This is a genomic window from Enterocloster sp. OA13, assembly GCF_022440595.1.
Taxonomy (GTDB): domain Bacteria; phylum Bacillota; class Clostridia; order Lachnospirales; family Lachnospiraceae; genus Enterocloster; species Enterocloster hominis.
This window is the reverse complement of record NZ_JAKNTF010000001.1, coordinates 1,317,961-1,341,865: the sequence shown is the minus strand read 5'-3', so window position 1 is coordinate 1,341,865 and position 23,905 is coordinate 1,317,961. Positions and strand designations below refer to the sequence as shown.

Here is a 23,905-nt window from a genome sequence, read left to right as displayed (position 1 = left end):
TACTGAACAGCACAAAATAGCATCCTATAAGATTTTATAATGAATTTCTTACTCTTTTGTCCAACTTACATTATCCATAACACACTTCATTCATTATACCAGATTGCCCTTAGAAAGTATAGACCGTAATCGAATGTTTGTTCTGTTTCCCCAATATCTGTATTGTCCGGTTGAACCGTCTTCCATAAGGTATTAAAATTACGGACAGGAGCGAATCCGACAGTCAGGGGCTTGGTCCGGCAACCAGGACTCAGTTCCAGCAGGCAACATCCCGGTTAATCCAAACAGCAAAACAGGAGTGACTGCCACCGGCAGGTCACTCCCATCCATCTCATCGTCCCTAACAATAAACAACGCCGTCTACTTCCCCAGCTTGCCTTCCAGCACCTCAACCGCCTTCTGGATCTGGTTATCCTCCTCCGGCTTCACCACGGCCTGGGTCTTAAGCTTCTCATCCAGTTCCACTTCCACGTCCGGCTCAATCCCCTTTCCATGGAGGTCAAATCCGCTTGGGGTATAATAATGGGCTGTGGTAATCTTAATTGCAGAGCCGTCCCCCAGAGGAATCAGGTTCTGTACGATTCCCTTTCCATAGCTGGTGGTCCCCACCACGGTTGCCCTGTCATAATCCTTCATGGCGCCTGTAAATACCTCTGAAGCGCTTGCGGAGTCTCCATTTACCAGTATGACAATCGGCAGGTCAAGCTCATGCTTGTCGGATGCGGTATATACATCGCCCTTCTCATTCTTGTCAGCCGTGTACACAATCAGGGTCTTGCCCTCTCCCTTGTCATACTTGGAAATGTCATCGGGAAGCAGGTAATCCGCCATCTTCACGGCGCCGTCCAGGACACCGCCTGGATTGCTTCTCAGGTCGATGATCAGGCCTTCCATTCCATTTTTCTGAAGTTCATCCACGGCAGCTTCAAACTGCTCCACTGTGATGACATCAAATTCACTGACAGCGATATATCCAATATTGCCGTCCATCATCCTGTGCTCCACGGTGGGCACCTCTATCTTACGCCGTTTCACGGTCAGGTCCACATATTCATCCTTATCCGCGCGGTAAACCGTAATCTCCACCGGAGTGCCTTCCTCGCCCTTGATGTAGTTGTTCACCAGCACATCCAGGCTCTCAGAGGCAACCATGGTATCCCCAACCTTATAGATGATGTCGCCGGGCTGCATGCCTGCTTCCAGGGCAGGCGATCCTTCAAATACCTTTACAATGGTGCAAAGTCCGGTGGTACGGTTCTGGCTGATCATGGCACCGATACCTGAATAGGTACCCTTGGTGCTGTCCTGAAGCGACGTATAATCGGACTTCGTATAGTACACGGAATAAGGGTCATCCAGGCCAGCCAGCATGCCGCGGTAGATAAAGTCCTCCACATTTTCCGCATCCTCTTCATACAGGAAGTATTCCCCTATGATCTGCTGGATTAAATCCATCTTGGCCGTCACACGCCCAAAATCCACGCCTTCCGGCTTCTTGGTCCCGTTTGAGATCGCGGGCGCCCGTCCCTCTGTCTGGGCACCCGGCTGATGGTTCAACACCTTTTTTCCGAAAATGTATATGCCGGCCGACATTCCCACCACAATCAGGCCCACAAAGGCAGTAACCAAGGCCCCGGCCAGCACACCGGCCCAGAACCGGTTCCTTCCATTACCCTGGCGCCCCGCGCCTCCGTCCGGATTGCCGTTCCCATCCATATTTCTCTGTTGATCAAAATCGCGATTATCCAATTTAAGTCTCCTATCTGTCCCTTCTAATCTATACTTATGACGCATCAGGGGCTAACATAACTGCGGGGATTCACATAAGTCCCTCCTGAACGGATTCCAAAGTGCAGGTGGGAACCGGTGGAATAGCCGGTGGAACCCACCTTGGCAATCACCTGTCCCTGCTTCACCTTCTCCCCAACGCCCACTAAAAGCTTGGAGCAGTGCATATAAACCGTGCTGACGCCGCCTCCATGGTCAAGCATGATATAATTGCCAGCTGAATAGCTGTATGTAGAAATCACAACCTCTCCGTCCGCCGCCGCAATGATATCCGCTCCCGTTGCGGCGCCGATATCCATTCCCTTGTGGTTGCTGGAAGCGCCTTCCGTAGGCGATTCCCTGTCCCCGAAATTGGAGGTGATGCGGCTGCTGGATGGACAGGGCCACTTAAAGCTAATATTCCCCAAATTTGACACGGTATACGTTTTGCCGGCCGCCTCTGCCTTTTTCCTGGCTTCCTCTTCCCTGCGCTTCATCTCGGCCTCGATTTTTTTCATCTGGTCTTCCTGGGCTTTGATGTCCGCATTATACTGGTCTATCTCAGACTGGGCCGATGCAATCTTGGAATTATAGGAATCCAGCTCTGCCTTTTTGGAATCCATCAGCTTCTGCATGGACGCCTGTTTGGCCTGGGTAGTCTCCTGTAACGAAAGAAGGCCCTGGTGTTCTTCCTCAAGGGCCAGTTCCCTGTCCGCCACCTCATCCTTTGCAGCCGCATATTCCTTTAACATCTTCCTGTCATATTCAGCAATCTGGCTTACATATTCAGCCCTGTTGAGAAGTTCGGAAATGCTTCCGGACTCCATGACCATGTCCACAAAGCTGCTCTCCCCATTCTCATACATGTACTTGATGCGCAGCTTCATGGTGCTGTACTGGTGTTCTTCCACACCCTTTGCTTCCTCTAACTGCACCCTGGCTGTCTCTATCTCCGATTCCTTGACCGTAATCTGTGTCTCCAGCTGGGACAGCTCATCTGACAATGCCGACAGGCTGCCGTCCAGCTTCTTTACATAGGCAGCCGTATCCGCTTTCAACGTTTCCAGCTGGTTCAGGGTGCTTTCTACTTTTTTCTTTTCCTCTTCCAGGGCCGAAACCTGCTTCTTGGCGTCCTCAATCTCCACGCTTGTGGCATAGGAGGAAAATGCAGCCATCCCTCCCAGAAGCAGGCCGCCGGCCAAAGCCGCTGCCCGGATCCGTCTGTTTCCCTTCATGGAACGCTCCTTTCCCAACGTTTCAGACAGGCACTAAACCTTCAGATGGCGGTGAATCGTGAAAAAGCTTACAAAGAAGCCGATTCCAATCCCCAGCGCGCCTGCCGTACCTGCCATATAAGGGAAAATATCCCCCAGGGCAATGGGCCTGAAAAGCCCTGTTATCATCTGATACTGTTCATTTACATAGATGACCGCCTTCTGATACAGGAAATACATCCCGATCAAAGGGATTACCGCCCCAAAGGCGCCTAAGAGCACCCCTTCCACCACAAACGGCGCCCGTATCATATAATTGGTAGCCCCTATGAACCGCATGATTTCATTTTCACGCCGCCGGAAGGAGGCTGCCACCGAAATGGTGTTGCTGATCAGGAACACGGCCACTGCCAGCAGCACGCCGATAATGACCACGGACAATGCCCCAATCATCCTGCCCGCGCTGGTAAAGCCTGCCACGGCCGCGCTGGAATAGCGCACCTTGCGCACGCCCTCCATGCCCTCCAGCCGGTTGACAATCCCATCCTGGTCCTCTAGGCTGTTTAAGAATATCTCATAGGAAGCAGAGCCTGACAGCGGGTTATCATCTGCAAACCCTTCCGCCAGTTCCTCCATCCCCTCAAAATACTGTGTCTTAAAATTCTCCCATGCCTGTTTGGCCGACACATAGTTGACTTCCCTGACCTCCCCCCAGCCGCGGATGATATCGCCCGCAGCCAGGATCTGTTCCTCCGGAAGCTGTTCGTCAAAGAACACGGTTATGCCGACCGTTGTCTGTGCTGTCTTCGAAACATTCTGCACATTGGCCACCAGGGCAAAAAAAAGACAGAATAAAAAAATACATGCAGAAATAGTCGCTATGGAAGCCAGCGAAAACAAAATATTCCTGCATATATTAATGACGCCCTGTTTCAGGCAATACCAAAATGTACTGATCCTCATTGCTGTTTATTTGCCCCTCTCATCACTGATAATCGACCCCCGTTCCATGGTAATGACACGCTTATTCATCTCATCCACCATTTCCTGACTGTGTGTGACCACAATCACAGTTGTCCCCCTCTGGTTAATCTCCTCCAGAAGCTTCATGATTCCATGGGTGTTAAAGCTGTCCAGATTACCGGTAGGCTCATCCGCCAGAAGTACTTCCGGGTTATTGATGAGAGCCCTGGCAATGGCCACCCTCTGCTGCTCTCCTCCGGAAAGCTGCCTGGGATAGGCCTTATACTTGGAAGACAGCCCAACCAGCCGGAGCATCTCAGGCACGGTCTCTTTAATCACCCGGCCCGGCACCCCGATTACCCTTTGGGCAAATGCCACATTCTCAAACACAGTGCGGTCCTTCAGGAGTCTGAAATCCTGAAAGACCACGCCTAATCTTCTCCGATATTTGGGAATATACCGTCTCGGCATCCTTCCCAGGTCCATATCGTTCACCACAATACGTCCCTTTGTGGGTTCCAGTTCCTTTAAAAGCAGCTTCATCAGCGTGCTCTTGCCGGAACCGCTCCTGCCTACGATGAATACAAACTCCCCGTCATCAATGGTAAGGGAAATATCCTTCACAGCCTTGCTGCCGGTTTCGTAGGTCTTGCATACGCGACTTAATTCTATCATCTGTTACTCCGGTTTAATAGTCCAAGCTCTCCATATACTTCATATACTTTGCAACCATCAGCGCAATCTTGAATGTGATGGCATCCTCAAAGATACGAAGATCCAGGCCTGTGCTCTTCTGAAGCTTATCCAGGCGGTATACCAGGGTGTTGCGGTGGATATACAGCTGTCTGGAAGTCTCAGACACATTCAGGCTGTTCTCAAAGAACTTGTTAATGGTGGCAAGTGTCTCCTCGTCAAAATCATCCGGTGATTTGCCGTCAAACACTTCGCGGATGAACATCTTGCACAGCGGAATAGGAAGCTGGTAAATCAGGCGTCCGATTCCCAGGTTGTTGTATGCAATCACATTCTTGCTGGCATAGAAAATCTTTCCTACATCCAGGGCCATCTTGGCTTCCTTGTAGGAACGTGACACTTCCTTAATATCATTAATGGTGGTTCCATAGGAAACACGCACCTTGGTCATGGCCTCGGTGTTCAGCATATCCAGGATGGTGTTGGCGGTCTTGTCCAGCTCGCTGTAGGACTCGCCCTGACGGACTTCCTTCACAAGGATGATGTTCTTCTCATCCACGGCCGTGATGAAGTCCTTGGTCTTGGATGCAAACAGGCTTCTTACTGTCTCCAGCGCGTTGACATCCTTCTCATTATGGGTCTCGATGATAAATACGACACGCTTTACATCCGTGTCAATGTGCAGCTTCTTGGCCCTGTTGTAGATATCCACCAGCAGCAGGTTGTCCAGAAGCAGGTTCTTGATGAAGTTATCCTTATCAAAACGCTCCTTGTATGCCACTAACAGGTTCTGGATCTGGAATGCGGCCAGTTTCCCCACCATGTATACATCATCGCTTGCACCCTTGGCAAGGAGGATGTATTCCAGCTGGTGCTCATCGAACACCTTAAAGAACTGGTAGCCCTGAATCACCTGGCTGTCTGCCGGTGAATCCACAAACACCAATATGGAGCTTTCGGAATCCTCTGCATCTGTAAATGTGGATGCCAGCACTTTTCCCTCTGTATCACATATACCCAAATCAATTCTCGTAATTGCCTTTAATCCATCAAGTGTGGTCTGAAGTATCTGATTTGAAATCATTCTATAATCTCCTTTTCAAACGTATTCGGAGTAACTAATATCCCTATTTTCATATTTTAATGCAAAATTACAAAAAAAGCAAGAGAGTTGTATGCTCTCCTGCTTCTTTTTACCTTAAATTTCATTTACGGTTTATGAAACTTAGTTAAGAACCACAAGTTCCGTGTCCTTATCGAAAATATGGATTTTCTCTAAATCCAGTGCCAGCTGGATGGTATCACCGGGTCTTGCAGTGGTGCGCGGGTTCACCTTGGCGGTAAAGTCAGCATCATCAATATCAAAGTACAGCAGGACCTCGGAGCCTAACATCTCGTATACACGGATGGTTGCATCAAATACGCTCTTAGGCGACATGGAAAGGAAGGATTCCTCATCATGCAGGTCCTCCGGACGGATGCCAAGGGTAACTGTCTTGCCCACATAGCCTGCTTCCTCCAGCTTCTTTGCCTTTCCTTCCGGAAGTGCAACCGTATGTCCGCCAAAGCTGAGGGTCACATCGCTGCCATCCTTGCCCACTGCGGCATCAATCATGTTCATCTGAGGCGCTCCGATGAATCCGGCAACGAACTTGTTGCATGGCTTATCATACAGATTCTGCGGGCTGTCCACCTGCTGGATCACGCCGTCCTTCATGACTACAATCCTGGTTCCCAGTGTCATGGCCTCAGTCTGGTCATGTGTTACATAGATGATGGTTGTCTCCAGCCTCTGATGAAGCTTGGAAATCTCAACACGCATCTGTCCCCTTAACTTGGCATCCAGGTTGGACAGCGGCTCGTCCATCAGGAATACCTTGGGGCTGCGGACAATGGCACGGCCCATGGCAACACGCTGTCTCTGGCCGCCGGAAAGCGCTTTCGGCTTACGGTCCAGAAGATGCTCCAGGTCGAGGATCTTAGCAGCGTTACGTACCTTCTGGTCAATTTCTTCCTTTGGTGTCTTCCTCAGTTTCAGGCCGAATGCCATGTTGTCATATACGGACATATGCGGGTAAAGTGCATAGTTCTGGAATACCATTGCAATATCCCTGTCCTTTGGTTCAACGTCGTTCACCAGCTTGTCATCGATGTAAAGCTCGCCGGAAGAAATGTCCTCCAGACCGGCAATCATACGAAGGGTGGTGGACTTACCACATCCTGAAGGTCCTACGAAAATGATGAATTCCTTATCTTTAATTTCCAGATTAAACTCTTTAACTGCAACGAAACCGTTTGGATACTTCTTAGTTACATTCTTCAGTAATAAACTAGCCATCCTGTCTTTTCCTCCTAAAATTCGCTTTGCTTACATGCATGAACGCCTTTCGTGTAACTGTTAATATCATACATGAAAGCAAATGAGGAATCCATATTGTAAATCCACAAAATCCATTTTGGGGATTTAGCTAATTTGTATACGAAAAAAAAAATGTGCTGTAAATCACAATGCATTCCAATATTTTCCGTAAATTTTTTGTTAATTATGTTAATCAAACCCGGAAATCAATGGAATTCAATGAATCCTTCACCGAAAACTTCTCTTGCATCGCTGACAATCACAAAGGCTTTGGGGTCAAACTCGGCCACAATTTCTCTGATTTGCACAATTTCCTTCTTGGAAACCACGCAGAAAAGCATTTTCTTCTCCTGGTCAGAGTACATGCCCCTGGCGTCCAGGCTGGTGACCCCACGGCCCATGCGCTCCATGATGGCATCCGCAATCTGTCCATACACATCGGAAATGATATATGCCTGCTTAGAAAACTTCAGTCCTTCAATCAGCCCGTCCGTTACCTTTGCCACGCAGAAGATGGCAATCAGCGCGTACAGGGCGCTTCTGATCCCGAACACGGATGCGCCGGCTATCACGATCAGCCCGTCCAGCACCTGCATGATCTGGGCCAGGGTGTAATGCTTCATCCGTTTCTGTACCAGGGCTGCCAGCATATCGGTACCGCCAGTGGTACAGCTGGTCAAAAACACCATCCCGGTGCCCACGCCGCTTATGATACCTCCGAACAGTGCTGACAGCAGGATGTCATTTCCCATATAAGAGCCTTCGGGCAGGATATAGAGGGAAACGGAAAGCATCACGGTTGCAAACAGGGTCCGCTTGATGAACTTCCATCCCATGACAAACAGGCCCGCGGCAAACAGCGGGATATTGAGAACGGTATTGGTCAGCCACAAAGGAACGGACCACAGCTCCTTGGCAATGATGGCCAGGCCGGACACGCCTCCTGTTACCATGCTGACCGGGTCATAGATATTTTTAATTGCAAACCCAATAAGGAATGTCCCTGCCACAATAAGGATATAATCTACTGCCGGGCTTCTTCTGTTCATAGTCATATCTCCCTCCCCACGCTAGGGTGTGTTTGAAAATTGCTTTCCGTCAGCTGTGCGTCCCACTTTGTGGGAGATTTGGCCCAAATGAACGCGGCGTAGCGGGCTACGTTAAGTGAATTTGGGCCAAATATGCCACGAAGTGGGGCGTGCAGATGGCGGGAATGAATTTTCAAACAGGCCCTAAGGTGTAATTGAAACTTGCGCTCCGTCATCCGCGTATCCCCGTACATCCCTGTAAATCCATCCACGCCCACGGCATGCCCCGGTACATAAAAAGGCAGCCGCCGTATATGGGACTGCCTGATGACTCCGGTTGCCGGTTACGCATCTTTATCTGCATTTATACACATTTATCTGCATTTATATACGCTCAATGGTCTTTTCCGTAATGCGGATCTTACCTTCCTTCAGAAGACGGCCGACCGCACGTTTAAATGCGTTCTTGCTCATGTGGAACTCGCGCATGATGACATCCGGGTTGGCCCTGTCGTTAAAAGGAAGCACCCCGTCAAAGTCATCGATTACCTTGAGCACGGCCTCTGCGTCCGTCCCCATCTGCACATGGGCCTTCTCCCGCGCGCACAGATCCAGCTTCCCGTCATCGCGCACCCTGGTCACCCTGGCCTGCACCGTATCGCCTTCCCGGAACCTTCCGAAAAGCTCCTTTTTCGGTATCAGCCCATAATATTTATTGTCCACTGCCACAAATGCCCCAATGGTATCATTAATCTCATAAATCGTACCGTTCACCCAGTCATCCGCTTTATATGGGGACTGGTTGCTCATATGGGAATATACCCGCATGGTGGCTGCCAGACGTCTGCTCTTGTCCACGTAAAGGGTAACAAGGCAGTGCTCCCCCTTGCGTACCGGATGGGTCTGCTCCTTAAAAGGCAGCAGCAGGTCCTTCTCCAATCCCATGTCCAGAAAAGCCCCTATCTTCGCCACATCCTTTACCTCCAGCATGGCGGTCTCCCCCACCTGGAGCTTGGGTGCGGCCGTGGTGGCAATCAGGCGGTCCGAGGAATCCTTGTAAATGAATACCTGGATCTTATCCCCCACCTTTGCCCCTTCCGGGACCTGTTTTTTTGGAAGGAGGACCGATGCCTCATCCCCTGCATTCTCACCGACGTATACGCCAAAATCTTTTTCCCTTAATATTTCAAGTTCCTGTACTTTTCCTAATTCAATCATCTTTCTCCCCCTCTGGTCCGGCCTCTTCTTCCGGTTCGGTCCGCAGCCATATCACTGCGTAGGCGTCATCCTGCGTATTGTTTAAGGCAACCGTCCACACGTGGTCCGGCTCCTGGCTGACATGGGGAATGATGACATCACCCAGAACAGCCGCTTTCTTATAGTCTGCCCGTATTTCCCTGATTTTAAGCCCTTCCGGGATGGATTCCCTGGCCATATCCACATATTGGGCATTATTCACATGGTGGTTGGTATCAATATGATGCCGCGCCACCACGATGGGTTCCCCTGTCTCATAAGTTACCGGCACCGCTATCTTCCTTGGCGCCGGGCCAAGTTCAAGGGGCGGTTCCCTGTCACCGTAAGGCTCCGTGTCCTCCGGCTGTACCCGGATTGGCATGTTTTTCTCCGTATCATAGAGAAACCACACGGAAGCCGCCCTGACACAGTCATGCCCCTTTTCGTCCTGGATTACGAAATCACGGTACCCGTAAATCCCTTTGGAGGAACAATGCCATGTCCCTACCACCAGCCATTCCCCAAGCTTTGGATAGCGGTCAATCATAATCCTCCAGGAGGACAGAAGCCACGCCCTGTGGCCTGTATCCAGGTACTTAACACCAACCCTTGCATCCTCTGACTGGAACGTGCTGCAGTCCTGCATATAGTTGATGATCCCAGTAAGGGAGAGCTGTCCGCGTTCGTCCGTCTCACTATAACGGACCCTGCTGTTAATCGTATACATATTTACCTCGTTCTGCCTTTCGTTTCGCCTTTCGTCATGAATCCTATCATGAATCTTCCTGTACAGCGTCAGTGTACCAGGACATTGTATCACAGATAAACCGGATTATACAAGCCCTTCCGCCACGGCAGCCGCCTCCCGGGCAATCTCCAGTTCCTCATTGGTCTTTATGACCAGTACATTGACCCTGGAGGTGCCGTCTGATATCTTCACGGCCTCTGCCTGCTCCCGGTTCTTTACCTCGTCAATGGTAATGCCCAGGTATTCCAGATAACTGCATATCTCCTCACGTATATCGGAATCATTTTCACCGATTCCGGCCGTAAAGACAATGTTGTCCACGCCGTTCATGGCAGCGGCGTAGCTGCCCACGTACTTGGCCACCCTGTATGCGAATATCTCCCTGGCCAGGGTTGCCTTTTCGTGGTATTTGATTTCCGCATCCTTTAATTCCCTAAAGTCACTGGAAAAATTTTTGGATATGCCCAGTACCCCGGATTCCTGGTTCAGTATGGCCACGATCTGCTTGATGTCCAGGTCCTCCTTCTTAGCAAGATATTCCAGCGCCCCCGCATCCACATCGCCGCAGCGGGTCCCCATCACCAGCCCTTCCAGAGGCGTGAATCCCATGGAGTTGTCCACCACCTGACCGTATTTGACCGCACAGATACTGGCGCCGTTCCCCAGGTGGCAGACAATGGTCTTCACCCGCCCCGGGTCCTGTCCCATGAACTGGGCCGCCCTGCGGGAAACGTACTTATGGCTGATTCCATGAAAACCGTAGCGGCGGATTTTATGCCGTTCATAGTACTTGTAGGGAAGGCCGTACAGAAATGCCTTTGGCTCCATGGTCTGGTTAAATGCCGTATCAAATACCCCCACCATCAGGGTGTCCGGCATCAGTTCACGGCAGGCCTCCACCCCCACCAGATTGGCAGGATTATGCAGGGGCGCCAGGTCATTACACTCCGTCATGGCATGAATGACTTCTTCGCTGATGACAACAGAGCCAGTGAACTTCTCCCCTCCGTGGACCAGCCGGTGTCCCACCACGTCAATCTCTGAAAATTCCCTGATTACGCCTTTATCCGGGTCCGACAGCATATCCAGTATGGTATGTACCGCCTGCTTGTGGTCCTTCATGGGAACCGGCTCCTTCAATGACACGCCTGTATCTGTTTTATAGGTAAAACGGCCGTCAATCCCAATCCGTTCACAAAGCCCCTTTGCAAGGACCCGCTCGGTTTCCGAATCAATCACCTGGAATTTCAGTGAGGAACTGCCGCTGTTGATAACCAGAATTTTCATGTGAACCTCCCCTTCCCTCCGGGAAATGTCCGAACATCCATCATCCCGCGGAAATGATGGTTCAGCCATACCCGGGGTGTGTCCGGAAATCCATTCCCGCCAACTGCCCTAAGAAGTCCACCGCCAGCTCCCCACAGGGCAGACGGCGGAAAGCAATTTTCAGCCACATCCTTATACTTGTTAGGAAAATTATATACCAGTTCCCGGAAGGTGTCCATAAAAATATGCGCCCGCCTAAGCGGACGCATATGTAGGATCAAGAATCCATCCATGCCATAAGTGAAAGCCGGATTCTTGTTAAGCCGCCTTTTTGCCGGGGCCAAAGAGCATTTTCAGGAAACCGAACAATACCATGCCGATGATGGCCGTTGTTAGGTAAATCTGTATACCCGCAATCTGTTTCACCACATAGCCAAGGGTCTCCTGGCCCGCGCCAGTGAAAAAGGCAGCCGCCTTGTTGGAGGCCACGATCCCAATTGCCATGGGGAAGGTAAGTCCTGCAAAACCGGGCGCAAAGGGAACCGCAAAAAATACGGGCAGCTTGACAATGATGAATACCAGCGAGGCAAGAACACAGAAAAACAGGACGCCCACAAGAACCATGCTGGGTTCCTGAGCCAGGTTCAGATAGCTTGCCAGGCAAAGGCTGCAGGGGGCCAGCACAATGGCCTGGGTATGGCACATAGCCGGTTTGACTTCCCTTGTGGCCAGCCTCCACACCATGAAGGGGATGGTGATGGTGTAAATGCACAGCCCCCATACCAGCACGGCCTTTGCCATGATGGGAGGCAGCATGGCCAAGCCTACCACGGTGGATACCATGATCCCGTTAAATGTAACGAACCAGCTTGGGACAAAGGTATCCAGCTTCACGCCGTGAAACACATTGTTAAACAGGAAAACCAGGATATGTACGGCGTGGATACAGACAGCCGCAATCAGGACAATCCTGGCCGGACCCGGCGCCCAGTCCTTATAATAGCTGCACAGAATCATGGTTACCATGGTGATTCCCGCATAGAGGCTGGCCGGGACCGTATTCTTATACTCCCCCTTTACAACCGAAGGGTAAAGGATGATTTTCCCGATATAAAAAAGCAGCACTGCCGTGGCCGCCCACATGGTCAGATGGCGGACCCAGTCATATCCAAGTCCCTGATAGATATTGCTCAGCGTTGCCGCGCCCAGCATGGTTGCCACTACCGGGATGGGCATGTTTTTCAGTCTCTCTTTCATAGGCTTAAGCCTCCTCATAATAGAATTCAAAATTATCTTTTGTATGGAAAAAATCTGAGTAGTCAATCTCAAATAATGGCTTCTTCACTTTGGATACGTCAATCTTACTTGCAATCAGCTGGGTAAGCACACCGCCGTAGGACAGGTCGCCCTGAAGGATTGCCCCGTATATCTTTCCGTTTTTATGGATGACCTTACGGTAAATGCCGTCCCTGTCTTCCAAAACCACCTCATAGCTGTGGTCCGGCCGCTCCGGGATACCCAATGACATGGTGGGTATGTCCAGGAAATTCATGGTGGATTTACTGGCAAAGAAGTCATCCATGGTTGCCCGTCTGTCTTCCTGCGAATCATTCATGGCTGCCCGTCCGCCTTCCTGCGCATCATCCATGGCTGCCCGTCTGCCTTCCTGCGCATCATCCATGGCCATATTCACGGCCGCCACCATGCCCTGCTTCACTGCCGCGGGCCAGATGGGGGAACGCCCGGTCACATCGCCTGCGCCGTAAATATCAGGAACACTGGTCTGCCCGTACCGGTCAATCACAAGACCAAACTGGTCGCACTCCACACCGGAGCTTTTCAGGAAATCAATGTTCGGCCGCACGCCCGCAGTGACTACCAGCATATCGCATGCCAGCTCTGAACCATCCGTCAGCTTCAGGGATGTGATTGTTCCATTTTCCGAACACACTTCCCGGATACCCACGCCCAGATGCAGGCGGATGCCCTCATTTTCCATGGCCTCCTCGTAGGTTTTTGAGCTTCTTGCATCCAGCTGTTTTGCCAGCAGATGCCCCTCCATCTCTACCAGGTCCGCCTTTTTCCCAAGGTGGAGGAATCCAACCGCCGCGTCCAGTCCCGTAAGGCCGCCGCCCATGACAACGATGTGTTCCGCCTTCCCGGCCCGTTTCTTAATGGACTCCACTTCATCCAGGTTATGGAAGCCGTATACGCCTTCTGTTTCCAGAAGCCCCTTAACCGGAGGAAGGAGCGTGTGGGAGCCGGTGGCAATCAGGAGCCGGTCATAGGAAATGCTGGTCCCGTCTGAGAGGATGACCTTTTTTTCCTTATCATCCAGTGCCGTACAGCTGACGCCTTTCCTCCAGTCCACCTTGTACCTGTCCTCAAAATCCTCCTCTGCAAAACAAAGCTCCTCCTTTGTCCGCATGTTTCCCAGATAATGATGCAGGATACATCGGGAATATACCGTGCTGTCCTTAGATACCAGGATGATTTCAGCCTCCGGGCACTGCTTTCTCAGCTGCCGCACACCGTTTACCCCGGCGGCAGACGCGCCTAATACCACATATCTCATACATCCACCTCCTCCAGTGTAATTGCATTCATGGGACAGATTTCCACGCACATGGGCTTAGGGGAACCATCTTCTGTACGGTGTACGCACATGTTGCATTTCATGATTTCCTTATGCTCCAGCCGGTCGCTCTTTAACACGCCGTAGGGACAGGCCATGATGCACATATAACAGCTGGCGCATTTCTCCCTGTCATATTCCACGAAGCCGGTATCCGGGTCCTTATGCATGGCCCCGGTCATACAGGTGTAGACACATTCCGGGCGCTCGCAATGGCGGCAGAATATGGGCGCGCATTTTGCCTGGCTGTCAATGACCACCCGGTTCCTGGCGTCGCAGCTTTCATGGCTGACCACACAGGCTGTGACACAGGTCAGGCAGCCGATGCAGCGGCTCCTGTCAATTTTAATCCGCAGCATATGCATTTCCTCCTTCTGTTTTCTCAAACCACACAGGCGTTGCCTTGTAGGATGGCTCCTTGGAATATGGGTCGTAAATGGATGGGGTCAGCCGGTTGCATTCAATGTAATGGATGGGCGCGTAAAGCTCCCCGGGCCTTACCTGCTCCGATATCCTGACCCGGAAGGCAGCCTGCTGCCCGTTGGCGGAGTGGACCTTGATCCAGTTGTTTTCCTCAATATGGCTGGCGGCGGCCGTGTCAGGATTCATATACAGGTATGCCTCCTTTGCCGACACATCCCCGATAAACTGTACCTCGCTGGTCCTGGACTGTGTATGCCACTGTCCCACGGAGCCGCGTCCCGTGTTAAGTATATATGGAAATTCTTCTGTGGCAGGCAGCGGGTTCTCCTTGGGCGCCTCAAACTTAAACTGCGCCTTCTTGCTGGGCGTGAAGAAGCATCCGTCGCCGTAAAGCCTGCGCTCATCCTCCTGGAGGGCGTCCCCTTCCCTGAAGGGCCACTGGATACCGTGGGAATCCTCTAACATTTCCCAGGTGATTCCGGTGATGTCACAGGGCATGCCCTTGGAACATTTCTTCATCAGCTCAAAACAGTCCCGGGGCGTCTCCCAGCCGTTCAGGAGACTGCCCATGCCCAGGGCCTTTCCGACGCCCAGGATGGCCTCGTAGTCCGTAATCTCATTTTCCTTTTTCTCAAGGCAGGGGCGCATGGCGGAAAGGCGGCGCTCCAGGTTGATGTAGGTTCCCTCTTTCTTGATTCCCGGAACCACGGGGAAGAATACCGTACATTCCTCAGCGCTCTCAATGGTGTCATAGATATCCTGAACCACGAACAGCTCCAGCTTCTTCACCGCGCTGGCAAATGTCTCGTTGTTGGTCCAGCTGTGCCTTGGATTGGTGCAGAGGATCCAGAGGCCCTTGATCCTTCCCTCATTGATTCCCTCAATAATCTGGTTGTAGGTGGCTGTGGGCTTCTCAGCCAGCACGCTTTCGTCCACCCCCAGCGCCTCCGCCACCCTGGCGCGCCTGGCCGGATTGGTAAAGTCCCCGCCAGCGTACAGGACCGCCGTATTGCTGTAGGCCCTGGAGCCCATGGCATTGCACTGGCCTGTGATGGAATTGGCCCCGGTTCCCGGACGTCCTATGTTGCCTGTCATCAGCGCGATATTGATGATGGACTGGGCGGTTCGCACGGCCTCGTATCCCTGGTTCACGCCCATGGTCCACCAAAAGGAGACACGCTTCCCGCTGTGGATCAGCTCCGCCAGCTCAAGGATCTGTTCCTTTGAAAGCCCGGTCATCTCCTCTGCCCGGTCCAGGGTATAATCCTTCACAAACCCCTTAAATTCCTCATACCCTTCTGTGTGCGCTTCTATATATTCCTCACAGACATATCCCTTATCAATGAGCACGCCTGCCAGGATATAGAACAGCCTCAGGTCCCCCCTGCATTTAACCGAATACCAGTAATCCGCGTTCATGGCTGTCTCCGACTTCCTGGGGTCAATGACAATCACCTTCTTGTCAGGGTTCTGGCGCACCCGTTTCCACAGGATCGGGTGTGCCACCACCGGGTTGGCTCCCACAAATACGATGGTGTCGGAAAGCTCCAGGTCCTTCAGGGTATATCCCGGCGCGTCAAATCCATAGCTCTGCTTATGGGCCACCACGGCAGTCGCCATGCAAAGGCGGGTATTGCCGTCCACATTGGTCTTGAGATAATTCCTCATCACATGACCGAACAGCGCAAATTCCTCCATGGTAAGCTGTCCCGTACTGATTCCGGCCACGCTCTCCTTCCCGTATTTCTCCTGCAGCTCCTTCAGCTTATCCGCCACATGAGAAAAACCCTCATTCCATGAGACCTCCTTCATGGAGCCGTCTGCCTGGCGTATCCTTGGAAGGGGCGATGTCTTGACCACGGTCTGCTGTCTGTCCAGGGAAAGTCCCTTGATACAGCAGAAGCCGTCATTGACCGGATACCCCTTGGTCGGCAGCACCTTCACGATCCGCCCATCCTCCACATAAAAATCCATGTTGCAGTCCAGGGCACAGTAGTTGCAGGTTGATTGTACCTTTTTCATGCGTTCCTTACTCCTTCCCCATTAATATTTTATCCCGCTCCAGTAAATCCGCTCCGCAAGCTCAGCCATATCCGGCAGGGTCACATCCTTAAGGGCCCATTTCTTAAACTCCTCAAACCCGGTCCGGTCCACGATATATCCGATATGCTCCTTGCCCCCGGGCGCCTCGGGGTCAATATATTCCTTCACATACTCATAGGTATTAGTGATGATTTTTATAATGCTCTCCTCATCCGCCCATTTGATGAAATCCTCCCCCATGCGCGGATTCTTCTTGCCGGTCCTTCCAAGAAGGGTCAGGCGGTAATACTTTTTCCCACTGCGCACCCATGCCCTGGTGGGACACTGGATTACACACTCGCCGCAGCCAATGCACTTCTCATGATTCCTCTGCACCCGGTAATTTACTGTTTTCAGGGCGCCAACCGATTTTTTCTCACAGGCCTTCACACAGGCGCCGCAGCTGACACAGCGGTCCTGCCTGTATTCCGGATGCGTCATTCCCATGATGCCAAAGTCGTGCATCCTGACCTTGGCGCAGTCATTGGGACACCCGGTCAGGGCCACCTTCACATGGAGGTCATTGGGAAATACCGCCTTTTCAATCTTAAATGCAAATCCGCTGGTATCATAGCATGCATAGGGACAGACCTGATTGCCCACGCAGGCGGAAATGTTCCTGGTGCCCGACGCAGTATAGCCGCAGCCCGGCTTATCCTGGTTAATGCCGATGCCCTGGATGATGGGCTGTAAAAGTTCATTTACCTTATCCATGTCCTCATACCGGATACCGGGAATCTCAAACCCCTGGCGCACCGTCATGTGGACGCTGCCATTGCCATACTGCTGGGCAATCTCCTGTATCATTGACAGATACCTGGCATCCAGGTGCCCGCCCGGAACCCTGACGCGGGATGCGGTCAGTCCGCGCTCCTTGGTGACCCGGAAGGCATTCTTTTTTAACTTCTTTGTATTGATATCCATTACACGCCTCCTAATCCAACAGGTTCTTTCCCACCGTATAGGGGAATACCGGTCCGTCCACACAGACGTATTTATCCCCGATGCGGCAGTGTCCGCATTTGCCGATTCCGCAGCACATCTTCCGCTCATAGCTTACCCAGATATTCTCCTCCAGGAAGCCGCGCTCCAAAAGCCCTTTGACAGAGAAGCGCATCATGGCCGGCGGTCCCACCACGATGGCCTTTGCAGATGACGCGTCCTTAAGGTCCAGGTCAGATATGTACTTTGTCACAAGTCCCACCCTTCCCCCATAGCCATCCTCTGCCCCGTCCACGGTAAGGATCAGGTCCATGGTCTGATCCCATTCCTTAAAATCCTCCTGAAACAGGATATCACCGGGACTTTTAAAACCCGCAATCAATGTCATGCCCTTACGCTCCCCGGAATGATGGGAAAAATACTCCACCACGCCGCGCACCGGCGACACCCCGGTGCCTCCGGCGATGACTACAAGCTCGCTGTCCTTATAATCATCCACATCAAAACCATTTCCATAAGGTCCGCGCATGAACAGGGAATCCCCTTCATACCGTTCAAATACCTCTCCGGTCACCCGGCCCACCCGGCGGATGGTCAGGTCCACGTAGTCCGGCCCGATCCCGCTGACCGAGATGGGGGCTTCGCCGTACTTTGGGATGGATACCTCAAAAAACTGTCCCGGCTTCACATCCCCAAAATACTCCATGGAAAAGGTGTACTCAATCTCCGTATGTTTTTTTACCTTTACTATCTTTGACAAAAATGGTGCATACTCCCGGCCCTTCATCAGCGCACCTCCTTTTCGGCATTTCCCATATCCGCCAAACGGTTCACGCAGGCTGAAAATGAGATATATTCCGGACAGATGTCGTCACACCGGCCGCAGCCCACGCACATCTGGTATCCGAACTGTTTCTTAAAATCAGATATCTTGTGCAGGACCTTAAAGCGCATGCGCTCTCCTTTGGAATTACGGTAACAGCCTCCGCCCGCCACATCCGTGTAGCCGTCCACCATACAGGAAGCGTGTACCCTGCGCCGCTCTCCCGCCCTTCCATTGTCCTGGTAGAATATATCCTGCATGGTAAAGCAGGTGCAGGTGGGACAGACAAAGTTACACCGGCCGCAGCCAATGCAGCGGCTGTCATAATCCTTCCACAGACCGGCCTTTACATGCTCAGGCCCACATTCCTCCGGTATCCTTACCTTCACATGGTTTTCACTGACAAAATCCGGCGCAGCCTCTGTCATACCGGCTCCCAGTCCATCCAGCCAGGCGTCCAGTCCGTCCATACTGCCTGTTAATTCTGCCTGGACCTGTCCGTCCACTGTCTTTATATTCATGGCTGCATCGTATTCCTCTGTCCGGTTGGTTCCCATAGACACGCAGAACCCGTTGTCACAGGATTCGCTGCAGCCCAAAAGCACAAGGCGCAGCCCCTTCCTCAGGCGCGCATAATAGCTGTCCTCAAAGCGGTTATCCAGATAAACCGTATCCAGCCTTTTAAGCGCATGGATATCGCAGCTTCTCATAATCAGAAGCGCCGGTTTCCTCCTCTCAGGCTCAGCCTCCTTTACCTCCCCTTCCGTAAAATAAAAGAGGATCTGTGTAATTGGCAGGACTGCCTCCTTAAATGAGTAAGCGGACTTCTTTTCCCATTCCAGTTCCTCAAACCCTTTCAGCCGCTCATATCTTACCACATCCGTATCCGAATACATCCCTTCCCCGGTCATGCACTTCGGTCCATAAACCACATAATCCCGGTTCCACATCTCAAACAACTGACGCAGTTCATCTTCCCGCAGACGGTATCCCATGCAGCATATACTCCTTTTCTTTGTTAATAATTTAACTATAACAGATAAAAATAAAAAATGCCGTGATTTATATCACGGCTGCTTAAAATAATCACTTAATTTTTCTAAATCAGGGACCCAGAAATGGTTCTTTTCCACATATATAAGACCCAAATCCCCTAATTTCTTGGCCTGTCTGGATACCGTCTCCCTCTGGGAGCCAAGCATCTCCGACAGGTAGGTGATGCTGAGATGCATCTGGATCAGCACCCCCTTGTCCGTCATGACCCCATAGTCCCTGGCCAGCTTGTAAAGCTTTGCAGCCAGCCTTTTTTCACCTTTCATGGCATTGGTGGTGTTCTTAAGCTGTCTGTAAAGCCTGCGTATCCTGAGGGCCATGGCGTCAAAGGCAGCCCTGGTCAATCCAGGGTCCCGCTCCATCACGTGCCAGAACCGCTCCTTGGAAAGCACCAGCACCTGGGCCCTTTCCCGGATTTCACAGTTAATGGATACCGGCAGGTCCTGGAACATGATTTCATTGAGCATCTTTCCAGGTCCGTATATGAATACCACCTTCTTTTCCCCCAGGGTATTCAGCTTATAGAGGGAGGCAAGTCCTTCTATTATAATATAGAAACAGGACAGCTCCTCACTATCGTAAAACACGTGCTGCCCCTTCTCATACCCTTTTATATAGGCAAAGGACATGATTTCTGCCCTGCTGGACGGACTGGCATCCTTTAATATATCTGAAATCTCAAGCGCATCCCCAACCGTCATCGCGTCATCCCCCATGCCTTCCCTCATGACCTATTGTCCAACGTTCCCATCCCGTTAAAACCACCCTGTAAAAAAAGTCTTTAAACATAAGGACCTCTCCTCATATCTAAAGACTTGTCTTAGCTGGGCTACAAGGATTCGAACCTTGAAATGACGGAGTCAGAGTCCGTTGCCTTACCATTTGGCGATAGCCCAATCATGTATCTGTTGACCGTTCATTATTCTACCATGATCGGCAAAATATATCAATATATAAAATGAAATTTTTTTCACAATATCATTTGACCAATATCTGTCATTATGGATTCTCAAAAAGATATACACGGCAGTGATATCCGCCATCCCATGAAATGCAAAAAGCTGTCCGGCATAAGCACCTGTCTTATGCTGGCCAGCTTCTTCCTAGCTGGGCTACAAGGATTCGAACCTTGAAATGACGGAGTCAGAGTCCGTTGCCTTACCGTTTGGCGATAGCCCATCATTAACTTTTTAATCCCGCAGTTGTTGGAAATCACGCTGGTGATTAACAGCTGCGGGATTAATTATACCCATATTGTGGCAATTAGTCAAGCACTTTTTTTATTATTGGGCCAAAATTGGGTCAAAATTATTTTAATAGTTCTTTTCATCAATCAGGACTCCCACTCCTTTCTGCAAGGTTCAGCTTGTGGATACGGAAAATGGAAACAAGCAGTGGAATAAAAATAGAAAACGCACCGATGGCCCCCGTGGAGGTGAGGAGAATCTGTACAATTTTCATTAATCCCATAAGGGACACAAAATAACACACAATCATAAAGGCAAGTGCTATGACAAAAACCTTAAGCTTCCGGTCAATCGCGGAATTCTTCCAAAGCTTGATAAAACGCGCCGCTATACTGAATGCAAAGGTTGGACCGGTAGTAATTACCGCAATGAAAATAACAATCCAGTAAATAAGGGTAAGCGTGCTTCCCAGATAATTCTGGCAGATGTTCAGAATCGGGGTGGAGTTCAGTTGTTCCGGCAGATACGGAAGCACGATACAGGATGTGACAAAAAACAGTGCGCTGACAAAAATTGCAATCATAATACCAGAACCGACCGCATCCTTCTGGTCCCGGATTTTTTCCGAATAACTGCTAAGGGTAGCTCCCCATGAACCCACATTAAAACAGTATGAAATGAGCATGGTGTAACCCGTGGCAAGAGAAGCCCCGCTCCAGTCCACCCCTGTCTTAAAATCTCCCAGCAGGCCAATAAGCACATCTCCCCGCATGGCACACACAGCAGCCAGGACCGCCAAAAGGCTGCCTGTCAAAGCCAGGGTCATCACAGTGTTGAATTTACGCAGGAATGCACTGCCATAAACGCTAAGGATGGCAAATACAAAAGCTGCAATCAGTGAACCTGCCTGTACAGGCATTCCAGTGGTTGAATTGGCAAGTGCGCCGAAAAGGGCCATTGCGCCTGCACAGGCGGCAATACCTGACAATATGGTATAAAAATCAAAAAACAGCGTGACAATCTTCCTAAGTCCGGGACTGGAACCATCCCTATGAAGACCGTATAGTGCAAGATAGAATCCATTATAATCCGTTACTTTATAAGCCCTGATTACATTGATACCCAGAATACAGCAGACTGCCATGATGGTCATAAAAATAAGGATGAAGATAAGCATATGGCCGCCTCCATATCTGGCAAAATAGCTGGTGGCATAAGCGCCGGAAGCCATTGCGCCTCCACAAAAAGCCCCAAAAACCAAAGCTGCAAGTCCAAACCAAGCCGACAGACGCATTCTAATCGTATATTTTTCCTGTGACATAATCATCTTTTTCCTTTCACCGTGCATATTGCCGCAGCATCTCATCACAATCCACTACCGTTGCGCGCTTTGCAGATTCAAGGCAGGCCATGACCATGACAAAGCTCTTCACATTATCCTCAAGGGTGGTTTCCGGAACATCCCCCTGCTCAACACTGTCCAGGAACATATGGAAACCGTATTCCATTTCTGCATACTTCATTTCAGGCAGACCGACTTCTTCTCCCTGCTGGCTGGCAGTATCAAGTACAACCGCATCTGCCTTTTCATGTTTATAAAAATACACCCTTCCATCTGCATCCAGGGTCAGGCATCCCTTGTCCCCTGTAATCGTGAAATTCCCGTCCCAGGAAGTTTCCTTTCCCCTGGCTGCCCAGCTTCCGCTATATGTGACCGTAACACCGTTGCTCATCCGGAAGATTGCCTGTGTATCCGGCTTTCCTTGATATAGGGACCAGGACGGTCTGCTAACGCAGCAATACGTTTCCTTACAATCCGCACCGGTAAAAAACCGTATCAGGTCAAAATGATGGATGGACACATCCTGCAGAAGAGGCATTTCTAATCCCGCCCTGTATCCCTGTAAATCCTCCTGCTGGCGGAATTCCAAAAGTATGGACTCCATCCTGCCAATCATACCATGGTCAATGGCCCGTTTCATGGCCTGGTTGCAGGGTCTCCATCGGTAATTCTGCGAAGCCATGAACCGCTGGAGTGGATATCTGGCTTTCAGGCGCAGTAACTCCATAGCCTCCTCCATATTCATTGCCAGCGGCTTCTCTGTAATCAGATTCATGCCTTTTTCCAACGCCAGCCTGTCCGCTTCAAAATGCAGTACACCCGGAAGCACTACCACTGCAATGTCTGCCGCTGTCCGGGCAATGGCTTTCCTGAAATCAGTAAACGTGATTGCAGGATTGATTCCATAACTGATACATACTTCCTGCATTTCGTCCTCACTGCCTGCTGCACCCGCCAGCTGGCAGCGTCCTGACTTTAAAATCAGTTCCAGCCATCGCCGGCCCCAAAATCCTATTCCAAGGAGCAATATCTTATGCTTCATCCCAGCCTTCCTCCCCGATTTCCTCCATCACTTCCCTCCAAAGAGGAAATCTGGGAAGGGAACCTTCAGACCAGCCGCATCCTCCGGATATGACTGTTTTTAATCCACCCGACTTTAAGGCTTCTTTCACCTTCTTTTTAATATGGGCTTTTATCTCATCCCTGTCATTCCCAGCAAAATCAGAGCTAGGTTTATATCTGCCTTCAAGTTCCTTATAACCATGTCCATTGGCATGATCCAGCCCGCCCACAAGGACCCGTTCTGTTTTCTGACGCATTTCGCCAATGGTCAACTGGCCTTGTTCCTGGTCCGCCCAGTTAAATGCATCTACCGGATAATCCAAAAACCATTGGCTGGTGCCGGCATCCCCATGGCAGATATGAGCCATGTTAAACCATGTCCTGTCTTTAATTGCATTAATATTCCTTACATCATATTTCCTTGCGCACTCGTCAAACATATCCCTGCCCATCAGCTTAGCCATTCCACACTGATACCCCAGGAAAAAACCAGCAGCCCCCGCATCAACAAATGCTTCCATAAGCCGCTCATTGGTTTCAGAAATCACCTCGAGGGCTGCCCGTGCATAGCTGCCCGAATATTCAAAATGTGAAAGGATTACCTCCGGATGGAAAAATCCCCCCGTCATCTCCCCCATCCATATGAACGGGCTGAAAACAGTGGCTAACACCGGCACATCTCCCTGATAATAATCATTCACCCGTTTACAGACCTCAACTTCCCTTGCCAGGGCGCCTTTTTTCAGGTCCGGCACCTTAATCTTAGACCACTGATGCGGATCATTAACTGCACTTGCCTGTACGTTCATCCAGGTATCATCATAAATATGGGCGGCTGGCTTTAACATCTGTCCGAAATCTTCTGTAAAATACATACCGTTAGGCATCAGTTTTATAAAATCAAACTGATATGTATTCTGATATGCAATGGTTGCCTCGGTAAAATCCTTTACATTTCTGTCTACCAGGTTCATATGGGGCCCCCAGGCCACAAATGCTGGTCTGTCTGTCTTCCGTCCTTCTTTTACTGCCATCAAACGTTCTTTATGCGTCATCTTTAAGTTTCCTTTCTTATATGGTTT

22 protein-coding genes and 2 tRNA genes are annotated in these 23,905 nt (G+C 50.8%); all 24 read right to left on the bottom strand.

The annotated features are described in order from the left end of the window. Nucleotides 1-360: 360 nt before the first annotated feature. Nucleotides 361-1,716 (bottom strand): S41 family peptidase, encoded by a 1,356-nt coding sequence (locus tag MCJ35_RS05885; protein ID WP_488473311.1) that lies wholly within the window; start codon nt 1,714-1,716, stop codon nt 361-363. 77 nt (nt 1,717-1,793) lie between these two features. After that, a complete protein-coding gene (locus MCJ35_RS05880) occupies nt 1,794-3,002 on the bottom strand; it encodes a murein hydrolase activator EnvC family protein (protein WP_008726078.1) in 1,209 nt (402 codons plus the stop codon). A 33-nt stretch (nt 3,003-3,035) separates the two neighbouring features. Further along, complete coding sequence (locus tag MCJ35_RS05875) at nt 3,036-3,944, bottom strand: cell division protein FtsX (RefSeq protein ID WP_008726080.1); 909 nt, start codon at nt 3,942-3,944, stop codon at nt 3,036-3,038. Nucleotides 3,945-3,950: 6 nt separating this feature from the next. Then, the gene (gene ftsE, locus MCJ35_RS05870; RefSeq protein WP_008726081.1) at nt 3,951-4,619 is read right to left on the bottom strand and encodes a cell division ATP-binding protein FtsE; all 669 of its coding nucleotides are present in this window, start codon (nt 4,617-4,619) and stop codon (nt 3,951-3,953) included. 13 nt (nt 4,620-4,632) lie between these two features. After that, entirely contained in the window at nt 4,633-5,721 is a 1,089-nt protein-coding gene (locus tag MCJ35_RS05865; RefSeq protein ID WP_008726083.1) for a PucR family transcriptional regulator, read from the bottom strand. A 141-nt stretch (nt 5,722-5,862) separates the two neighbouring features. Continuing rightward, complete coding sequence (locus MCJ35_RS05860; protein WP_008726084.1) at nt 5,863-6,975, bottom strand: ABC transporter ATP-binding protein; 1,113 nt, start codon at nt 6,973-6,975, stop codon at nt 5,863-5,865. A gap of 227 nt (nt 6,976-7,202) precedes the next feature. Next, nucleotides 7,203-8,045, bottom strand: a complete 843-nt coding sequence (locus MCJ35_RS05855; protein WP_025482527.1) for a YitT family protein — start codon at nt 8,043-8,045, stop codon at nt 7,203-7,205. A 2-nt stretch (nt 8,046-8,047) separates the two neighbouring features. Next, nucleotides 8,048-8,260 (bottom strand): DUF6783 domain-containing protein, encoded by a 213-nt coding sequence (locus MCJ35_RS32520; RefSeq protein ID WP_051400548.1) that lies wholly within the window; start codon nt 8,258-8,260, stop codon nt 8,048-8,050. Between the two features lie 148 nt (nt 8,261-8,408). Further along, entirely contained in the window at nt 8,409-9,242 is an 834-nt protein-coding gene (locus MCJ35_RS05850; protein WP_025482528.1) for a CvfB family protein, read from the bottom strand. Further along, complete coding sequence (locus MCJ35_RS05845; protein ID WP_025482530.1) at nt 9,235-9,987, bottom strand: acyl-[acyl-carrier-protein] thioesterase; 753 nt, start codon at nt 9,985-9,987, stop codon at nt 9,235-9,237. Before MCJ35_RS05845 ends, MCJ35_RS05850 begins: the two co-directional genes overlap by 8 nt. Nucleotides 9,988-10,092: 105 nt before the next feature. Further along, nucleotides 10,093-11,295 (bottom strand): acetate/propionate family kinase, encoded by a 1,203-nt coding sequence (locus MCJ35_RS05840; protein ID WP_025482531.1) that lies wholly within the window; start codon nt 11,293-11,295, stop codon nt 10,093-10,095. A 297-nt stretch (nt 11,296-11,592) separates the two neighbouring features. Further along, nucleotides 11,593-12,531 (bottom strand): TDT family transporter, encoded by a 939-nt coding sequence (locus MCJ35_RS05835; RefSeq protein WP_025482534.1) that lies wholly within the window; start codon nt 12,529-12,531, stop codon nt 11,593-11,595. A gap of 4 nt (nt 12,532-12,535) precedes the next feature. Beyond that, nucleotides 12,536-13,849, bottom strand: a complete 1,314-nt coding sequence (locus tag MCJ35_RS05830) for an NAD(P)/FAD-dependent oxidoreductase (protein ID WP_025482536.1) — start codon at nt 13,847-13,849, stop codon at nt 12,536-12,538. Then, nucleotides 13,846-14,268 (bottom strand): 4Fe-4S dicluster domain-containing protein, encoded by a 423-nt coding sequence (locus MCJ35_RS05825; protein WP_008726099.1) that lies wholly within the window; start codon nt 14,266-14,268, stop codon nt 13,846-13,848. Before MCJ35_RS05825 ends, MCJ35_RS05830 begins: the two co-directional genes overlap by 4 nt. After that, on the bottom strand, nt 14,255-16,354 hold the full coding sequence (locus MCJ35_RS05820; protein ID WP_025482537.1) for a molybdopterin oxidoreductase family protein: 2,100 nt from the start codon (nt 16,352-16,354) through the stop codon (nt 14,255-14,257). Before MCJ35_RS05820 ends, MCJ35_RS05825 begins: the two co-directional genes overlap by 14 nt. Before the next feature lie 21 nt (nt 16,355-16,375). Continuing rightward, nucleotides 16,376-17,338, bottom strand: coding sequence for a sulfite reductase subunit C (gene asrC, locus MCJ35_RS05815; protein ID WP_008726103.1), 963 nt, complete (start codon nt 17,336-17,338; stop codon nt 16,376-16,378). Between the two features lie 10 nt (nt 17,339-17,348). After that, on the bottom strand, nt 17,349-18,143 hold the full coding sequence (asrB, locus tag MCJ35_RS05810) for an anaerobic sulfite reductase subunit AsrB (RefSeq protein WP_240299390.1): 795 nt from the start codon (nt 18,141-18,143) through the stop codon (nt 17,349-17,351). Continuing rightward, on the bottom strand, nt 18,143-19,174 hold the full coding sequence (gene asrA / locus MCJ35_RS05805; protein WP_025482538.1) for an anaerobic sulfite reductase subunit AsrA: 1,032 nt from the start codon (nt 19,172-19,174) through the stop codon (nt 18,143-18,145). The genes asrB and asrA overlap by 1 nt, the downstream gene beginning before the upstream one ends. Before the next feature lie 72 nt (nt 19,175-19,246). Further along, nucleotides 19,247-19,960: a Crp/Fnr family transcriptional regulator gene (locus MCJ35_RS05800; RefSeq protein WP_240299389.1), complete on the bottom strand. Its 714-nt coding sequence runs from the start codon at nt 19,958-19,960 to the stop codon at nt 19,247-19,249. Nucleotides 19,961-20,056: 96 nt separating this feature from the next. Then, a tRNA-Gln gene (locus tag MCJ35_RS05795) sits at nt 20,057-20,128 on the bottom strand. A gap of 211 nt (nt 20,129-20,339) precedes the next feature. Next, nucleotides 20,340-20,411, bottom strand: a tRNA-Gln gene (locus MCJ35_RS05790). 150 nt (nt 20,412-20,561) lie between these two features. Continuing rightward, nucleotides 20,562-21,740, bottom strand: a complete 1,179-nt coding sequence (locus MCJ35_RS05785; protein ID WP_150825040.1) for a hypothetical protein — start codon at nt 21,738-21,740, stop codon at nt 20,562-20,564. Between the two features lie 16 nt (nt 21,741-21,756). Beyond that, entirely contained in the window at nt 21,757-22,803 is a 1,047-nt protein-coding gene (locus tag MCJ35_RS05780) for a Gfo/Idh/MocA family protein (RefSeq protein ID WP_025482542.1), read from the bottom strand. Then, a complete protein-coding gene (locus tag MCJ35_RS05775) occupies nt 22,793-23,878 on the bottom strand; it encodes a uroporphyrinogen decarboxylase family protein (protein WP_025482544.1) in 1,086 nt (361 codons plus the stop codon). The genes MCJ35_RS05780 and MCJ35_RS05775 overlap by 11 nt, the downstream gene beginning before the upstream one ends. Between the last annotated feature and the right edge of the window lie 27 nt (nt 23,879-23,905).

Excerpts from the sequence above, each read along its gene's own strand:
- MCJ35_RS05835 (WP_025482534.1), bottom strand. The coding sequence starts at position 12,531 with ATGAAAGAGAGACTGAAAAACATGCCCATCCCGGTAGTGGCAACCATG.
- MCJ35_RS05785 (WP_150825040.1), bottom strand. The coding sequence starts at position 21,740 with ATGTCACAGGAAAAATATACGATTAGAATGCGTCTGTCGGCTTGGTTT.
- ftsE (WP_008726081.1), bottom strand. The coding sequence starts at position 4,619 with ATGATAGAATTAAGTCGCGTATGCAAGACCTACGAAACCGGCAGCAAG.
- MCJ35_RS05855 (WP_025482527.1), bottom strand. The coding sequence starts at position 8,045 with ATGAACAGAAGAAGCCCGGCAGTAGATTATATCCTTATTGTGGCAGGG.
- asrA (WP_025482538.1), bottom strand. The coding sequence starts at position 19,174 with ATGGGATACCGTCTGCGGGAAGATGAACTGCGTCAGTTGTTTGAGATG.
- MCJ35_RS05840 (WP_025482531.1), bottom strand. The coding sequence starts at position 11,295 with ATGAAAATTCTGGTTATCAACAGCGGCAGTTCCTCACTGAAATTCCAG.
- asrC (WP_008726103.1), bottom strand. The coding sequence starts at position 17,338 with ATGGATATCAATACAAAGAAGTTAAAAAAGAATGCCTTCCGGGTCACC.
- MCJ35_RS05845 (WP_025482530.1), bottom strand. The coding sequence starts at position 9,987 with ATGTATACGATTAACAGCAGGGTCCGTTATAGTGAGACGGACGAACGC.
- MCJ35_RS05865 (WP_008726083.1), bottom strand. The coding sequence starts at position 5,721 with ATGATTTCAAATCAGATACTTCAGACCACACTTGATGGATTAAAGGCA.
- MCJ35_RS05885 (WP_488473311.1), bottom strand. The coding sequence starts at position 1,716 with ATGGATGGGAACGGCAATCCGGACGGAGGCGCGGGGCGCCAGGGTAAT.
- asrB (WP_240299390.1), bottom strand. The coding sequence starts at position 18,143 with ATGAAGGGCCGGGAGTATGCACCATTTTTGTCAAAGATAGTAAAGGTA.
- MCJ35_RS05875 (WP_008726080.1), bottom strand. The coding sequence starts at position 3,944 with ATGAGGATCAGTACATTTTGGTATTGCCTGAAACAGGGCGTCATTAAT.
- MCJ35_RS05880 (WP_008726078.1), bottom strand. The coding sequence starts at position 3,002 with ATGAAGGGAAACAGACGGATCCGGGCAGCGGCTTTGGCCGGCGGCCTG.
- MCJ35_RS05830 (WP_025482536.1), bottom strand. The coding sequence starts at position 13,849 with ATGAGATATGTGGTATTAGGCGCGTCTGCCGCCGGGGTAAACGGTGTG.
- MCJ35_RS05850 (WP_025482528.1), bottom strand. The coding sequence starts at position 9,242 with ATGATTGAATTAGGAAAAGTACAGGAACTTGAAATATTAAGGGAAAAA.
- MCJ35_RS05775 (WP_025482544.1), bottom strand. The coding sequence starts at position 23,878 with ATGACGCATAAAGAACGTTTGATGGCAGTAAAAGAAGGACGGAAGACA.
- MCJ35_RS05780 (WP_025482542.1), bottom strand. The coding sequence starts at position 22,803 with ATGAAGCATAAGATATTGCTCCTTGGAATAGGATTTTGGGGCCGGCGA.
- MCJ35_RS05825 (WP_008726099.1), bottom strand. The coding sequence starts at position 14,268 with ATGCTGCGGATTAAAATTGACAGGAGCCGCTGCATCGGCTGCCTGACC.
- MCJ35_RS05820 (WP_025482537.1), bottom strand. The coding sequence starts at position 16,354 with ATGAAAAAGGTACAATCAACCTGCAACTACTGTGCCCTGGACTGCAAC.
- MCJ35_RS05800 (WP_240299389.1), bottom strand. The coding sequence starts at position 19,960 with ATGAGGGAAGGCATGGGGGATGACGCGATGACGGTTGGGGATGCGCTT.
- MCJ35_RS05860 (WP_008726084.1), bottom strand. The coding sequence starts at position 6,975 with ATGGCTAGTTTATTACTGAAGAATGTAACTAAGAAGTATCCAAACGGT.
- MCJ35_RS32520 (WP_051400548.1), bottom strand. The coding sequence starts at position 8,260 with ATGACGGAGCGCAAGTTTCAATTACACCTTAGGGCCTGTTTGAAAATT.